This is a genomic window from Rhizobium sp. FKY42 (assembly GCF_005222835.1).
GTDB lineage: Bacteria > Pseudomonadota > Alphaproteobacteria > Rhizobiales > Rhizobiaceae > Neorhizobium.
Genome location: NZ_STGA01000021.1, coordinates 102,363 through 118,382, shown reverse-complemented (window position 1 = coordinate 118,382; position 16,020 = coordinate 102,363). Strand labels below are relative to the sequence as shown.

Genomic DNA, 16,020 nt, shown 5'->3' with positions numbered 1-16,020 from the left:
TATTGAAATGCGGATTTCTTGTGCATTTTTGGACGGATTCGCTCTCATCAGCTTCCCCTTGCATTGTGCATCGTGAGACCATAGCCTGCAATCAAGCAGGAGGAGGGTTCTAGATCCGGAACCAAAAATTCTTTGCCGCTCCATGCGGTTGGCACGCTACGTGCATCTAGTTGGGCAAACGGGCATAACCCGTTTTCGAGGGAGAAGCGGAGAGTTATTTTCTCATGAAAAAGATTGAAGCGATCATCAAGCCTTTCAAACTGGACGAAGTCAAAGAAGCGCTTCAAGAGGTCGGGCTGCAAGGCATCACCGTAACGGAAGCGAAGGGTTTCGGGCGGCAGAAGGGGCATACCGAGCTTTATCGCGGCGCCGAGTATGTTGTTGACTTCCTTCCTAAAGTTAAGGTCGAAGTGGTGCTGGCCGATGAAAACGTGGATGCTGTGATCGATGCAATTCGCAACGCGGCCCAAACTGGACGCATTGGCGATGGCAAGATCTTCGTCTCCAACGTTGAAGAAGTTGTTCGCATCCGTACCGGCGAAACCGGCGTAGACGCAATCTGACAAACCCGGCCGACTAGAGCCGGGCAAACGACTAACATATTGATTAATGGGAGATTCCATGACGACCGCAAGCGACATCATGAAGCAGATCAAGGAGAATGACGTCAAGTTCGTGGACCTGCGCTTTACCGACCCCAAGGGTAAGCTGCATCATGTCACGATGGACGTCGTAGCCGTCGACGAGGACATGTTCGCCGATGGCGTCATGTTCGATGGTTCCTCCATTGGCGGCTGGAAAGCAATCAACGAATCCGACATGGTACTGATGCCCGATCCGGCAACGGTACACATGGACCCCTTCTTCGCTCAGTCCACCATGGTCGTGATCTGCGACATTCTGGATCCGGTTTCAGGCGAAGCCTATAACCGCGACCCACGCGGCACAGCCAAGAAGGCCGAGGCATACCTCAAGGCGTCTGGCATCGGCGACACGGTTTTCGTCGGACCCGAGCCAGAATTCTTCATCTTCGATGACGTGAAATACAAGGCTGATCCCTATAATACCGGCTTCAAGCTCGACTCGTCGGAATTGCCATCGAACGACGACACAGATTACGAGACCGGCAACCTTGGCCATCGCCCGCGCGTCAAGGGCGGCTATTTCCCGGTTCCGCCCGTCGACAGCCTTCAGGACATGCGTTCCGAAATGCTGACGGTTCTGGCAGAAATGGGCGTCGTTGTTGAAAAGCATCACCACGAAGTGGCGGCCGCGCAGCACGAGCTTGGCGTGAAGTTCGACACCTTGGTTCGCAACGCCGACAAGATGCAGATCTACAAGTATGTCGTGCATCAGGTCGCCAATGCCTATGGCAAGACGGCGACCTTCATGCCGAAGCCTATTTATGGCGACAACGGTTCGGGCATGCACGTTCACCAGTCCATCTGGAAAGACGGCAAGCCGACGTTTGCTGGCGACGAGTATGCCGGCCTTTCCGAAAGCTGCCTGTACTATATCGGTGGCATCATCAAGCATGCCAAGGCAATCAACGCCTTTACCAACCCGACGACGAACTCCTATAAGCGTCTGGTTCCCGGCTATGAAGCACCGGTGCTGCTGGCCTATTCCGCCCGCAACCGTTCTGCTTCCTGCCGTATTCCGTTCGGAACAGGCCCCAAGTCCAAGCGCGTTGAAGTACGCTTCCCGGATCCGGCTCAGAACCCCTATCTTGGTTTTGCTGCCATGCTGATGGCTGGCCTCGACGGTATCAAGAACAAGATCCATCCTGGCAAGGCCATGGACAAGGACCTGTATGATCTGCCACCAAAGGAGTTGAAGAAGATCCCAACGGTTTGCGGATCTCTGCGCGAGGCGCTTGAAAGCCTGGACAAGGATCGCAAATTCCTGACGGCTGGCGGTGTGTTCGATGATGACCAGATCGATGCCTATATCGAACTGAAGATGCAGGAAGTCATGCGTTTCGAAATGACGCCGCATCCGGTCGAATTCGATATGTACTACTCTGCCTGAGAAACTTCGGAGGGGGGCGCCTCATAGGGCGGCTCCCCTCATTCTTCCTGCGCTTATCCTTCGTGCCAGCTTTGCTGATACGTTAGCGCCAAGACAACTACGGCGCTGTGAAAATGACTAAGTCGATCTCGACGCAGCCTCCAGTGGCTTATGACTGGGCACTCTTCCTTCTGGCTCCCGTATTCTTCTCCAGCAACATCATTTTCGGCCGCGGAATTCTGGGCGAAATTGGTCCGTTTATCACCGCGTTCATTCGATGGTTCGGCGCGGCCCTGATAATCCTTCCCTTTGTCTGGCATGACCGATTGGCTGGTATTGCGTTTGTGCGCAGGCATACCGGCTATTGGTTGATGCTTGGCATCCTCGGCATGGGTATCTGCGGCGGCGTCGTCTATTGGGCGCTTACGGCGACCTCGGCATCAAATGCCACGTTAATCTATACGACGTCATCACTCTTCATCATTCTGTTCCAGTGGCTGTTTCAAAGCCGCCAACTGATTGCACGCGAGATCGTTGGCATGGTTATCGCCTTTACAGGAGTTGCTGCCATTGTTTTGCAGGGAGATCTGAGCGCCCTCCTCCACCTTCGCTTCAACATTGGCGACTTTGGCATTCTCATTGCCGCCATTGCCTTTGCGGCCTATTCGTTACTGCTGCGTAGCCCGCGGGCTGCCGAGGTTGCCCCGCTCTCTCTTTTCTGCCTGCTGGCGGCATCAGGCGCGATTTGCCTGCTTCCTCTCGCCATCATCGATTACCACTTTGGCGGCCTTCTGCCTCACACGCAGATGGCCTGGTTCAAGCTGGCAGGCATCATTGCCTTTGCTTCGCTTGCCGCCTTTTACTGCTTTCAGCATGCCGTGCGGGTGTTCGGTCCCGCCATGGCGGGCGTTACCTTATACCTCATGCCGCCGCTTTCGATCATCATGGCAGTTGTGTTTCTGGGCGAAGCCTTTCACGCCTATCACGCCGCCGGCATTGTTCTCGTCACCGGGGGCGTTATCCTGGCAACCATGCCAAAGAAGCAATAAGCCGTCTTCGAGGGTTCTTGAGGAAAGATTCAGGTCTTGATGTCAGATTTATGAATTCCCACATCTACCGGGAAAGGAATCTGAGCCATGAAACAACGCAGCGCAAAATTTACGATCGGGGAAGTCGTGCGTCACAAGATCTTTCCGTTCCGGGGAGTTGTGTTCGACGTGGATCCCGAATTCTCGAATACCGAAGAGTGGTGGAATGCGATCCCGGCCGAGATCCGTCCGCACAAGGATCAGCCCTTCTACCATTTGCTGGCAGAGAACGACGAGACAGCCTACGTGGCCTACGTCTCCGAGCAAAATCTCGTGCACGACGACAGCGGCGTGCCCTTGAAGAACCCGCAGGTCGCGCAAGTATTCGAGGTCGCGCCAACCGGTCAATTCAAGCCCAAGGCCATGATGGCGCACTGACGCGAACAACGTAGAATCAAAAAGGGGATACCAATCGGCATCCCCTTTTGCCATAGCAACTTTGCGATCCGCCTTACTGGCCGGTCTTTGCAGCGTTCTGGGCGTCCTCAAGCTTCTTACGCGCTTCTTCTGCCTTCTTTTGCATGCTTTCCTGCAGATTGCGCTGGCTTTCTGCCAGTTGCGACTGTGAGATCGGTGCGCCATCAAATGCACCCGTAAAGCCGCTCAGTGCGACCTTGATCGGGTTCGGAGCGCGACGGAAGTTGATGGACGTGAACACGACTTCACTGCCCTTCTTCAGGCTCGCGATCATGGCGTCGGTCAAGACCACTTCAGCCGTGCAACGGTCCGGGATACAGAGTACGTAATCGAGCTTCTGGCCCTTGCCGCCATCGATCTGCATGACCACGCCAGGCTGGATCAGGCGAGCAGACGGAACCGAAACTTGAAGGATCTTGCGGTTGACCTTGCCTTCGACGGTGATCAGGCCGACAGCCGTGATCAACTGACCGTTCTGCGAGAGCAGCACGTTCTGGACGGCGCAGACATCGCTGTCATCCTGCTTGTCGCAGGTCTTGAACCAGCCGAGTGGCGGTGCACCAGCCGGAGCGGTATCCTGCTGCGCGGAAACCGCCATCGGGGCAGCCGAGATTGAGATTGCGAGGGCGGACAGGGCAGTCCGCAGAACCTTGTTTGCCTTAAGCATCATACCGAGATCCGTCTCCTGAAAGCGGTTGTGAGAAGCAGCTGTGCCGCTTCATGCCGGGTGCGGTGTCGCTCCACTGTCGTTCAAATGAGGCATTTGAATGACCCACCCGATTTGCACCCCTGTTACATCGCGTGGCGGCGGATATCCAGCATTAGTTTTGCGAAACTACACGGCATATTGATCTTTTAGGTCCGCCGATTGAAGTCATTGCGAGCTATAGGCTAGGCTCCGTGCGAATCGACTTTGACAGGACGTTAAGACCATGCGCCGTTTGACCACGCTTTCTTTTATGTTGCTTGCCTTGGCGGGGGCCGCCCATTCGGAACCTGTTCATGGCATTGCAATGCACGGAAATCCTGCGCTACCAGCCGACTTCAAAAATTTCCCATACGTCAATCCATCTGTCAAAAAGGGCGGCAAGATCGCCTATGGCGTCGTCGGCACGTACGATAGTCTCAATCCGTTCAATCTGAAGAGCATCCGCACGACGGCCCGCGGAATGTGGGACAACATATTCGGCAACCTCGTTTACGAGAGCCTGATGGTGCGTTCGTCCGATGAACCCTTTACGCTTTACGGCCTGCTGGCAGAAAGCGTCGAATGGGATGAGGCGCGGACCTATATCCAGTTCAATCTGAATCCGAAGGCGAAATGGTCCGATGGGCAACCGGTAACGCCGGAAGACGTCATTTTCAGCATGGAGGTTCTGCGGGACAAGGGCCGCACACCCTTCAATGCCCGCCTGAAGCCTGTCGAGAAAATGGAAAAGGTTAGCGAGCGGAGCGTGCGCTTCACCTTCAATAAGCTGGCGGACAGGGAGTTTCCGCTGATTCTCGCCTCCGGCACTCCCATCCTGCCGAAGCACATCATAAACCCTGCAACGTTCGATCAATCCTCGTTGACGATTCCAACGGGTTCCGGTCCCTACAAGGTGAAGGCCGTCAATCCCGGCCAGAAGATCGTTTATGAGAGAGATCCTAATTACTGGGGCAAGGACATCCCGTCGAAGGTCGGGTTCGACAATTACGACGAGCTGTCTGTCGAATATTTCCTTCAGGAAAACACCCTGTTCGAGGCATTCAAGAAGGGCGCAATCGACGTCTACCTGGAAGGTAACCCGACTCACTGGTCGCGCGCTTACGACTTTCCGGCAGTTGCGACCGGTGATGTCATCAAGGACGTGTTCAAGCCGAATGTGCCCTCCGGCATGGTCGGGTTCGTCTTCAATCTTCGTCGCCCGGCTTTCCAGAACGAGCATGTTCGCAAGGCTCTGGCGACGGCATTCGATTTTGAATGGGCCAATCGCAACCTGTTCGACGGCGCTTATACGCGTACGCAGAGCTACTGGCAGAATTCCAGCCTGTCTTCTCTGGGAAAACCCGCCGATCAGAAAGAACTGGCGTTGCTTGGCGATGCCGTAAAAAGGATCCCGAAGAACATCCTGGACGGCAAGACCGAGTTCCCTGCGACGGATGGCTCCGGTGGCGACCGGAAGGTGCTGCGTGATGTGGTGGAAACCCTCAGGAAGGGCGGCTACTCCATCAAGGGCGGCAAGATGGTGAATGATTCCGGCGTGCCGATCGCCTTCGAGATCATGACTCAAAATCAGGACCAGGAAAAAGTCGCCATCTCGTTCCAGCGAACGCTGAAGATGATCGGTGTCGATCTTTCGATCCGCACAGTCGATGATGCGCAGTACCAGAGCCGTTCCGGCAACTTCGACTACGACATCATCATGAAATCCTACCCCTCATCGCTTTCGCCCGGCATTGAGCAAATTGGCCGTTGGGGGAGTGATTCCAGGGACCGCCAAGGCAGTTTCAACTTCGCCGGACTTGCAGACCCAGATGTCGACCGCGTCATCCAGGCCATGCTGAACGCCCGCTCGCGTGAGGATTTCGAGACGGCAGTTCGCGCCTACGACCGCTTGCTACTTGCCGGCAACTATCTTGTTCCGCTCTATCACATTCCGGAGCAATGGGTTGCGCGCTGGAAGCACATAGAGCATAGCGACAAACTTCCCCTTTACGGCTACCAGCTGCCTACCTGGTGGGATGCGCGAGCGCAGAAGTAGCGAACAAACGAACCAACTGACGGATGGCCCTCATGGAACAGCTGACCATTGACCTTGTATCCGACGTGGTTTGCCCATGGTGCTATCTCGGCAAGGCGCGCCTCGAACTCGCGATTGCCGAAGTGCAAGATCAGGTGCAGATCGACATCAATTGGCGGCCCTACCGCCTGAATCCTGATTACCCCGCCGAGGGCGTTGACCAGAAGGCAGCGCTTGAGAAAAAGCTGGGCGGTGCAGAAGCCGTCAAGCGCGCTCACGATATGCTGACGGAACTCGGCCGTGACGTTGGAATCAACTTCAATTTCGAAGCGATCAAAGTCGGCCCTAACACGCTTGATGCGCATCGCCTTATCCATTGGGCTTCAATGGACGGTCGCGATGTTCAGGACCGTATCGTGACGGCCTTGTTCAAGGCAAACTTCGAGGAAGGCCGCAATATAGGCGATACCAAGGTTCTGCTCGATATCGCGGTTCAGGCCGGGCTTCAGCAGGATGTAATTGCAGCATTGCTGAATTCGGATGCCGACAAAGACACTGTTCTGGGCGAGATTGAAGCCGCGCAGAAGATGGGCGTCAACGGAGTTCCCTTCTTCATCATCGAGCAACAATACGCGGTGAGTGGGGCTCAAACGCCGGATGTTCTGGCGAACGCATTCGTGGACATTGCGAAAGCAAAAGCAGAAGCCCGCGCGAACTTGAATTGACGCCTTTGTAAGAGAAGCCTAATCCGACAGGACAACACCTGCCGGAATCGCTCCCTTGTCCAGTCAAGATACAACCCTCAAAGGCATTCTCATCGCCTTTCTCTGCTTTGCAGCCTACTCCTTCAGCGATGCCGCGGTGAAACTCGTCGAAGGACGCGTTCCGGCCTTTCAGGCAGGCTTCATTGGAACGGTGGTTGGTTTTGCGGCGGTCCCGTTCCTGCTGAAGAAGGGTGATCGCTGGAGCGACATGGTGCGCACGACAAACCGCCCGCTCTGGCTTCTGCGTTTCGTTTGCGCGACCATTGGCACAGTGGGAAGCATCGTCGCCTTTACTGAACTGTCGATGGCGGAAGCGTTCTGCCTCATCTTCCTCCTGCCGTCGTTCGCGACAATCATGTCGGTCATTTTCCTGAAGGAGCGGGTGGGAGCAAAGCGATGGGCAGCTGTCATTATCGGCTTTGTCGGCGTGCTTGTCGTCTTGCGACCCGGATTTCGAGAACTGTCTTTTGGTCACCTGACGGCACTCGCTTCAGGCTTCACCGGCGCCGTCTCGGTCATCATCTACCGCAAGCTGGGTCCGAGCGAGAAGAATATCTCGATGTATGGCGCCGGAATCCTTGGGAGCCTGATCATCTGCGCCGTGCTGATGGTGCCTACCCTGATGATGCCGACAGCGTGGGACCTCTTCCTGTTGACGGTTTTTGGTCTTTTGGCAGCTGTGGGCACTGTGCTTCTGATGATCGCTTCCTATTATGCGCCCGCTGCCATCGTGACGCCCATCCAGTACAGCCAGATGCTGTGGGCCATCCTGCTCGGCTATCTGGTTTTTGGCGACTCAGTCGATGGCTGGATGGCGGTCGGCATCGCCCTCATCGTCGGTTCCGGGCTTCTGACGCTCATTCGCGAACGCAAGCGAGGCACCAGTCTCCCACCGCCGGTCGCCGGACAGAGTGAAGCGGCTCTGGCGGTCAAGCCGGACAACCCGGCCTGACCTCCCCCAATCAGGCATGCTTTGCCAGATCCGCGAGTTGCACCATGATCTGCGCAGCCGTGCTGAGACGCTTTTCCGGCGTTGGCAGATCACGGTTAAGGAACACGCTGTGGTCTGGCCTGATCTTTGCCATGCTGCCCTGTTTTGCAATATAACCCACGAGCCCCGCCGGGTTGGGGAACTGCTTGTCGCGGAACTGCAGGACGACACCCTTCGGACCGGCCTCCAGTTTTTCCACATTGGCCGTGCGGCAGAGAGACTTGATGAAGACAACCTTCAAAAGGTTCTGCACTTCGACTGGCATCGGACCAAAGCGATCCACCATCTCGGCGCCGAAACCATCGATCTCCTTCAACTCGCTGAGTTCGCCCAGGCGGCGGTAGAGGCCCATACGCAGGTGCAGGTCGGGAACGTAGTTTTCCGGGATCATGACCGTGATGCCGACAGAGATCTGTGGCGACCAGCCTGTATCCAGAATCTCGTCCTCGCCCTTCACCTCGGCTACCGCTTCCTCCAACATCTGCTGATAAAGCTCGAAGCCGACTTCCTTGATGTGGCCGGATTGCTCCTCACCCAACAGGTTTCCTGCGCCGCGAATATCGAGGTCGTGGCTGGCAAGCTGGAAGCCTGCGCCCAACGTATCGAGCGACTGAAGAACCTTCAGGCGACGCTCTGCCATCGTGGTCAGCTGCTTGTTAACCGGCAGCGTAAACAGCGCGAAGGCGCGCACCTTGGAACGGCCAACGCGACCACGCAGCTGATAGAGCTGCGCCAGACCGAACATATCGGCGCGGTGAACGATCAGCGTGTTGGCAGTCGGAACATCAAGGCCGGACTCAACGATGGTCGTGGACAGCAGGACATCATATTTGCCATCGTAGAAGGCATTCATGATGTCTTCCAGCTCGCCTGCTGGCATCTGGCCATGCGCCACGGCCACCTTCAGTTCCGGCACATCCGATTGCAGGAAGGCTTGAATATCCGGCAGGTCTGCCAGACGCGGGCAGACATAGAAGCTCTGGCCGCCGCGATAGTGCTCGCGCATCAAGGTTTCGCGGATGACCAGCGGATCGAAGGGCGAGATGAAGGTACGCACCGCCATGCGGTCTACCGGCGGGGTCGTGATCAACGAAAGTTCTCTAACGCCGGTCATGGCCAGCTGCAATGTGCGCGGGATTGGCGTCGCAGACAGCGTCAGAACGTGGACGTCGCTCTTCAGCTCTTTCAGCTTTTCTTTGTGCTTCACGCCGAAATGCTGCTCTTCATCAATGATGAGCAGGCCGAGATTGGCGAACTTTATGCCGGTGCCGAGAAGCGCATGCGTGCCGACGACGATATCCACCTTACCTTCGGCCAGATCCTTCTTGGTCTGGTTAAGCTCCTTGGTCGTCACGAGCCGCGATGCCTGCTCCACCCGGATCGGCAGCCCACGGAAGCGCTCACGGAAGGTTTTATAATGCTGACGGGCGAGCAAGGTCGTCGGCACGACGACCGCCACCTGCGCGCCATTCATTGCTGCGAAGAAGGCTGCACGAAGCGCAACTTCCGTTTTGCCAAAGCCCACGTCACCGCAAACGAGGCGATCCATCGGGCGACCGGCGGCCAGATCCTCGCGCACAGAATCGATGGCGTTCGCCTGATCTTCCGTCTCATCATAGGGGAAGCGCGCGGCAAATTCGTCGTATAGTCCTTCGGGCGTTTCCAATACCGGGGCACGGCGCGTGATGCGCGTTGCAGCCAGCTTGATAAGCGCGTCCGCCATATCCAGCAGCCGCTTCTTGAGCTTGGCCTTGCGAGCCTGCCAGGCACCACCACCCAGCTTGTCCAGCTGGGCTTCCGCAGCGTCAGATCCATAACGCGACAGCAGGTCGATGTTTTCAACGGGTAGGAAAAGCTTGGCCTGATCCGCATAATGCAGTTCAAGGCAGGCGCGTGGCGCCCCGGCGGCCTCGATCGTCACCAGACCGACAAAGCGGCCAATGCCGTGTTCGGCATGGACGACCAGCGAACCTTCGTCGAGGCCCGCCACTTCCGAAATGAAATCTGCTCCGCGCTTGCGGCGCTTGGAACGGCGCACCATGCGGTCGCCGAGAATATCCTGCTCGCCAATGATAACGAGATCGCCGGTTTCGAAGCCAGCTTCAAGACTCAGCACCGCGGAAGCGGCCTCGCCCTTGTCCAGCTTGCGTAGGTCCGAGAGCTTTTCGATCTGCTTGATCCGCTTGAGCCCGTGCTCGTCCAGCACTTGCAGAAGTCGATCAAGCGAACCGGCAGACCAGCCGGTAATCAGAACCTTGGATCCTTCCGCCCGCTTATCAGCAATGTGCTTGACCACGAGATCGAAAACGTTTGTCCGCTCGTCACGGGATTGCTGCTCCGCTTCTGCCTGCGCCTTCGCCCAGCGTGGACCGGCATGCGCATCGACCGTCACGATCTTGCGCCTCTCGCCCTCGTGCTCATTGAACGGCGTCAGGCGAATGGCGTGAACGGCATCCAGTAACGCGCCGAAGCCTTTGCCCTCCAGATAGAGTTGGCCGGGCGATAGAGGTTTGTAAGGAGCCGACTGTGCAGCACCGCCCTTCCCGCCGGTGCCGGTCGACTGGCGTGCCTCATAGTAGTCCAGAATGAGCTTTGAGCGCTCCAGTGCCGCCTCACGCGCCGTATGATCGGTGACGATACGGAAGCCTGAGAGATAATCGAAAGCGGTTTCCAGCTTCTCGTAAAACAGCGGTAGCCAGTGCTCCATGCCTGCATAGCGCCGGCCTTCGGACACCGCCTGATAAAGCGCATCGTCACGCGTTGCCGCGCCGAATGTAGAGAGATACGACTTGCGGAAACGGCTGATGGTTTCCGGCGTCAGCGTCACCTCGCTCATGGGGTTCAGATCGAGCGCTCGTGCCTGACCTGTCGTGCGCTGGCTGGCTGGATCGAAGGTGCGGATGGTTTCCAGCGTATCGCCAAAGAAATCGAGTCGAACCGGCTCCTCGCTTCCGGGGACGAAGACATCGAGGATACCGCCGCGTACGGCAAATTCGCCGACTTCGCGAACAGTTGGAACACGGTCGAAACCGTTTCGCTCCAACCGCGCCGCGATATCATCCATGCGGATCGTATTGCCGGGCTTGGCGGAGAAGGCGAGGCTTTCAATCACATCGGCAGGCGCGATCTTCTGCATCATCGCGTTGACGGTTACCAACACGATTGCGGGATGCGGTTTGCGCGCGTGGGCAATCAGGCCAGAGAGAGCGGCGAGACGTCGTGCCGACGTATCAGCGCTCGGCGAAACTCGGTCATAGGGCAAGCAATCCCAGGCGGGTAGCGTCAGCACCGGAATGTCTGGCGCAACAAAGCCGAGCATCTGCTCGAGGTCCGCCATCCGGTGGCCGTCAGACATGACATAGGCAACTGGCTGCCCTGCCCTCGCCATATCAGCCAGCAGGAAGGGTTCCATGCCCGCCTGAACATTGGCAACAGTGAACCCTGTCGCCGAAGCGACCAGTTTCTTCGCATCAAAGCCAGAAATCATGAACGCGGACCGTGCTTCTCAGCGAGGGAGGCGATCGTCACGATATCGAAATCAGGCCGGTATTTGCAAAGGCGCTCGAACATCGGCGTTTGCAGATGCGATGGCACCGGATCGGCACCGGTAATCCAACGGTTCAAATCCTGATCCTCTTCGGCCATGATCTTCTCGAATTCATCGAGTTCCTCATCCGAAAGAGAGGCAATTTCGTTTTCGGCAAATTGTCCGAACACGAGATCCATTTCGCGAATCCCGCGGTGCCAGCACCGGTAAAGAATGCGACGACGGCGGGGATCGAGATCGGCGCTGCTGCGCGACAGTCCTGTCATGAGCGTGTACCCTGTTTGTACGCGTCATATAGGCCGAAAACTTCTGCTTGTCAGCCTTGCCAAACAAGCATTTTCCAGCGCATTTTCCCGGCCATGCGTCCAGCCCTTCTCGATCCGCTCTTTGCGTCCGTCTCAAGCCTGCCCGGCATTGGCCCAAAACTGGCAGAACTACTCGCCCGCGTTACCAATCGCGAGGATGCCGATGATTGCCGCGTGGTGGATATCCTCTTCCACGCCCCCTCTTCGTTGATTGATCGTAGAAATCGTCCAGGTATTGCGTTGGCGCCGGAGGGTGTGATCGTGACCGTGCAGGGCCATGTCGATCGACATCAGCCGCCACCGCCGGGCAAGAGCAACATGCCCTATCGCGTTTTCCTGCGCGATGAGACCGGTGAACTTGCGCTAACCTTTTTCAAGGTAAAAGGAAACTGGCTCGAGAAAGCTCTTCCCATAGATGAAGAGATCCTCGTTAGCGGCAAAGTTGACTGGTTTAACGGCCGCGCCTCCATGGTGCATCCTGACCTGATGGTGAAGACCTCCGAGGCGGCCGATATGCCTCTAGTGGAACCGGTCTATCCGATGACGGCCGGCCTCGTGCCAAAGGTCATTCGCCGCGCCGTCGAAGGGTCGCTTGCGCGTCTGCCCAACCTGCCGGAATGGATGGATATTCCGCTTCAGCAGAAACAGGACCTGCCCTCGACAGCGGATGCGTTCCGCCGCCTGCACGATCCTCGGGATGCGGCCGACCTCGATCCGCAGACACCGGCAAGACGCCGTCTGGCATATGACGAGTTCCTGGCGGGGCAAGTGTCGCTGGCACTTGTGCGCCAGCGCATGCGCAAGGCGGCGGGCAGACCGATCAAGGTGCAGGGCAGCTTACGGGAAGCCATTCGCACGACCCTGCCCTTTTCGCTGACAAACAGCCAGCAGACGGCAATTTCCGAAATTCTACAGGACATGGAAAAGCCGGAGCGCATGTTGCGACTGGTGCAAGGCGATGTCGGCGCGGGCAAGACGCTGGTGGCGCTCATGGCCATGGCGGATGTGGTGGAAGCTGGCGGACAGGCTGTCCTGATGGCGCCGACCGAAATTCTTGCCCGACAGCATCATGCCACAATTTCCCGCTTCGGTGCGGCAGTCGGACTGAAGGTAGAGGTTCTGACAGGGCGTGTTAAAGGCAAGGAACGCGAAGAGGTTCTGGGCCGGATCGCCTCCGGTGAGGCGCAGATCATCATCGGCACCCATGCCCTGTTTCAGGACGCCATTGTCTACCACGACCTCATGCTGGCTGTAGTGGATGAACAGCACCGCTTTGGTGTTCACCAGCGTTTGCGGCTAACGGCCAAAGGCGCGAACCCGCATCTTCTCGTCATGACGGCAACACCAATCCCGCGCACGCTGGTACTCGCAGCCTTCGGCGATATGGACGTCTCCAAGCTGACGGAGAAGCCAGCGGGCCGTAAGCCAATCCAGACCGTAACAGTGCCAACGGAGCGGACGGACGAGATTGTGGCACGTCTGCGCGCAGCCATTGCCGACGGCAAGAAAGCCTACTGGATTTGCCCTCTCGTTGAAGAATCGGATGTCGCGGAATTGATGTCCGCAGAAGAGCGGCACGCCGTTCTCGCAAAGGCGCTGGGTTCGAAGGTGGGTCTTGTTCATGGGCGGATGACCGGTCCGGAAAAAGACGCGGTGATGGCGGCCTTCAAGGCCGGGGAGCTGCGAATGCTTGTCGCGACGACCGTGGTGGAAGTCGGCGTCGACGTTCCCGATGCAACGATCATGGTCATCGAGCATGCTGAACGTTTCGGCCTTGCTCAATTGCATCAGTTGCGCGGGCGTGTTGGTCGCGGAGACGAGGCTTCAACCTGCATTTTACTCTATAAGGGACCGCTGAGCGAAACTGGTCGCGCCCGACTTTCCATCTTACGCGACAGCGAAGACGGCTTCCTGATCGCGGAAGAAGATCTCAAGCTTCGTGGCGAAGGTGAATTGCTGGGAACCCGTCAATCCGGCACACCCGGCTTTCGCATTGCAAGCCTAGAAGCTCATGGCGATCTGCTAGAAATTGCGCGCAAGGATGCGACCTATATCCTGGAACGAGATCCGGAACTGATGAGTGAGCGCGGGCAAGCGCTTCGCGTTCTGCTCTATCTGCACCGCCGCGACGAGGGGATCCGTTATCTCAGGGCGGGGTGATTACCATTTATGGCGTGTGTTGTTCACACTAAATTCAACCAAAAGAAGCATTCTCGAACCGTCAAACTTGAGGATGTAATCATGTCGAATAGCTTTCAGGTCAATTTTTTAGTGTCCGACTTTCAGGCGGGCGCGTCTTCATTCGAGGTACCCGTCACCCAAACTTCGGTCATCAGCGCCTATCGGTTGCTTGTCGAGAATGTAAGTGGAGGAGTAGCAACGCTGAACATTCAGTTCTGGCAAGGTGACAAAGTCGGCGTACAGGCAACACTCGTCATTGATGCATCCAATCCGCCGGGAAACACTCTATCAGTCCCGCCCGGGGTGGATAAGGCAGTTGGCACTTTCGGAGCAATCAGTTTCCCGATGGGAACCGTGGTTGTTGCCGTCAGCTCCTGAGAGCTGTAACTTTCGGGAGAAAGCGAGACAGGGCGGACGACACCATCCTGTCTCAACTCATCTTACTGCTTCATGCCAGGAAGCGTGACGCGGAAGACCTGGAACATTGTATCGACGTCTGCGCCATCTGCAGCCTTGTAGGCGGCGCCGACCTGATAGCCATCCTGAGTCAGGAAGTCGTTATCGTTTGCAACGAACAGGAAGTAATCGTCCGGCGCGTTGGCATCGAGCGCGCTGGCAATGCTCATCGCTTCCCATTTTTCCGACAGATTACTCTTGTTGTTCGGCGCGCCATTGTGCAGACCGAAGCGCGCCAATTCGCCGCTATCGTTCAGGTCGATAAATGGTGTGAGCGTTGCAGGCTTGACCGAAGCGTCAATCACGCCCTTCGGTGCAACCGGTTTGTCGGCGTCAAAGGCAGTGTTTGCAATATCGGTCGCCGCAGACAGATCAACTGCGAGGATCTTACGGTAGACGGATGTATCGCCCTTCAGCCCCTGACCGCTATTGCTGTCACGCGCCAGCATGAGGAATGCCTTGTCGGACAGGGCAACGATTTCACTCTGGGCGGCAACGGACACTTTACCCTTGTTATCAAAGGTGGGCAGCGGCACGACGTATTCGTGCACCAGCTTGAGGCTATCAATGTCGGAAGCATCATACACGAGCGCACGGGTGTTCATGCGCGTCTGGCCGGAATCGCCGCCATCCTGACGGGCCGCAGACTGAAGGACGGCGATCACGAACTTGCCGTCTGGCGTCATCGACATGGCTTCCAGGCCCTGATTGTTCTGTCGGCCGGTATCCGGATCCTTGGGATCAGGCTTTTTGCCTTCTGCATCCACGTTATTGGAGGAGAAGTTCACCTCGCCCTTGCGCATTGGCAACAGCGCCTTCGGCGGCTGCGTAACCGAAACCATCTTACCACCTGCGGTGAAGTGGTAGATGTAGGGACCATATTCATCGCTGATCAGGAATGAGCCATCCTTCAGGCGAATGATCGCTTCAGGGTCGAGTGCAATCTTGCCTGTGCGCGCCTGCGGCAAAAGCGGTAGCTTTCCGGATGCCGGGCGTGTTCCGGATTCCGGATCGAGGCCCGTCATGTTCTTGCCCTGATCGTCCGTCAGCAGAATTGTGTCGGCGAGCTTTGCTTCAACACCGCTCTGCTGCTTTTCGGCTGAAAGAGCGCCGCTTGCCGGGGTCAGGCGAAATTCGATCCGGTTCAGGCGATCATTGTAATCCGTGGTCCCTTCGACGTTGTAGCCGCGATCCGGAAGCAGCCAGAGAGCGCCCGTGTAGGCCTCGCCATCTTTTTTCCATGCTGTCGGATCAATCGCCATTCCAGAGCCCGAACCGAAGGTTTCGTTAAACTTGTCCTTCTGATTTGCGGGGATGCGACCAACAGCGACAAGGCCCTTGCTGGAAATGGTGATGCCGGCTGCGGATACCGAGCCTTCAGCATGAACTGCGAATGGCATCGCAAAAACGGAAGCTGCCAGTGCGAGGCTGGCGCAACGACGTGCAAACGTGGATGGAGATTTCATGAGAACAATCCTTTGAACTGGAGATCCCATTTCTGCCCTGCGCTGCGCCCGTAGATCTGGCGCAAAGTTGAA

13 protein-coding genes are annotated in these 16,020 nt (G+C 57.1%); 9 read left to right on the top strand and 4 right to left on the bottom strand.

The window, feature by feature from the left end:
- Positions 1 to 224: 224 nt before the first annotated feature.
- The 4 genes from E8M78_RS08415 to hspQ all read left to right on the top strand — a co-directional run bounded on the left by E8M78_RS08415 (position 225) and on the right by hspQ (position 3,476).
- Complete coding sequence (locus tag E8M78_RS08415) at positions 225 to 563, top strand: P-II family nitrogen regulator (protein ID WP_062554525.1); 339 nt, start codon at positions 225 to 227, stop codon at positions 561 to 563.
- Positions 564 to 621: 58 nt separating this feature from the next.
- Positions 622 to 2,031 (top strand): type I glutamate--ammonia ligase, encoded by a 1,410-nt coding sequence (gene glnA, locus E8M78_RS08410; protein WP_062554526.1) that lies wholly within the window; start codon positions 622 to 624, stop codon positions 2,029 to 2,031.
- 113 nt (positions 2,032 to 2,144) lie between these two features.
- A complete protein-coding gene (locus tag E8M78_RS08405) occupies positions 2,145 to 3,059 on the top strand; it encodes a DMT family transporter (protein ID WP_137134640.1) in 915 nt (304 codons plus the stop codon).
- Positions 3,060 to 3,146: 87 nt separating this feature from the next.
- The gene (gene hspQ, locus E8M78_RS08400) at positions 3,147 to 3,476 is read left to right on the top strand and encodes a heat shock protein HspQ (RefSeq protein WP_137134639.1); all 330 of its coding nucleotides are present in this window, start codon (positions 3,147 to 3,149) and stop codon (positions 3,474 to 3,476) included.
- 73 nt (positions 3,477 to 3,549) lie between these two features.
- Here the strand turns inward: hspQ and E8M78_RS08395 are convergent, their stop codons facing one another.
- Positions 3,550 to 4,185, bottom strand: a complete 636-nt coding sequence (locus E8M78_RS08395; protein WP_137134638.1) for an invasion associated locus B family protein — start codon at positions 4,183 to 4,185, stop codon at positions 3,550 to 3,552.
- A 262-nt stretch (positions 4,186 to 4,447) separates the two neighbouring features.
- On the opposite strand from E8M78_RS08395, the gene E8M78_RS08390 reads away from it, so the two are divergent.
- Genes E8M78_RS08390 through E8M78_RS08380 form a run of 3 tightly spaced genes read left to right on the top strand, consistent with a single transcriptional unit; the run spans position 4,448 to position 7,954 of the window.
- Complete coding sequence (locus tag E8M78_RS08390) at positions 4,448 to 6,259, top strand: extracellular solute-binding protein (protein WP_137134637.1); 1,812 nt, start codon at positions 4,448 to 4,450, stop codon at positions 6,257 to 6,259.
- Between the two features lie 32 nt (positions 6,260 to 6,291).
- Positions 6,292 to 6,963 (top strand): DsbA family oxidoreductase, encoded by a 672-nt coding sequence (locus E8M78_RS08385; RefSeq protein WP_137134636.1) that lies wholly within the window; start codon positions 6,292 to 6,294, stop codon positions 6,961 to 6,963.
- 55 nt (positions 6,964 to 7,018) lie between these two features.
- Complete coding sequence (locus E8M78_RS08380; protein WP_137134635.1) at positions 7,019 to 7,954, top strand: DMT family transporter; 936 nt, start codon at positions 7,019 to 7,021, stop codon at positions 7,952 to 7,954.
- Positions 7,955 to 7,964: 10 nt separating this feature from the next.
- On the opposite strand, the gene mfd is transcribed toward E8M78_RS08380, so the two are convergent.
- Positions 7,965 to 11,480, bottom strand: a complete 3,516-nt coding sequence (gene mfd, locus E8M78_RS08375; RefSeq protein ID WP_137134634.1) for a transcription-repair coupling factor — start codon at positions 11,478 to 11,480, stop codon at positions 7,965 to 7,967.
- On the bottom strand, positions 11,477 to 11,806 hold the full coding sequence (locus E8M78_RS08370; RefSeq protein ID WP_137134633.1) for a succinate dehydrogenase assembly factor 2: 330 nt from the start codon (positions 11,804 to 11,806) through the stop codon (positions 11,477 to 11,479). The genes mfd and E8M78_RS08370 overlap by 4 nt, the downstream gene beginning before the upstream one ends.
- Positions 11,807 to 11,899: 93 nt before the next feature.
- Between E8M78_RS08370 and recG the strand changes: the two genes are divergently transcribed.
- On the top strand, positions 11,900 to 14,005 hold the full coding sequence (gene recG / locus E8M78_RS08365; protein WP_137134632.1) for an ATP-dependent DNA helicase RecG: 2,106 nt from the start codon (positions 11,900 to 11,902) through the stop codon (positions 14,003 to 14,005).
- Between the two features lie 81 nt (positions 14,006 to 14,086).
- Positions 14,087 to 14,404 carry a hypothetical protein gene (locus E8M78_RS08360; protein WP_137134631.1) on the top strand — a complete coding sequence of 106 codons (318 nt, stop codon included), beginning with the start codon at positions 14,087 to 14,089 and terminating at the stop codon, positions 14,402 to 14,404.
- Between the two features lie 62 nt (positions 14,405 to 14,466).
- On the opposite strand, the gene E8M78_RS08355 is transcribed toward E8M78_RS08360, so the two are convergent.
- Positions 14,467 to 15,948 (bottom strand): esterase-like activity of phytase family protein, encoded by a 1,482-nt coding sequence (locus E8M78_RS08355; RefSeq protein WP_137134630.1) that lies wholly within the window; start codon positions 15,946 to 15,948, stop codon positions 14,467 to 14,469.
- Positions 15,949 to 16,020 lie beyond the last annotated feature (72 nt).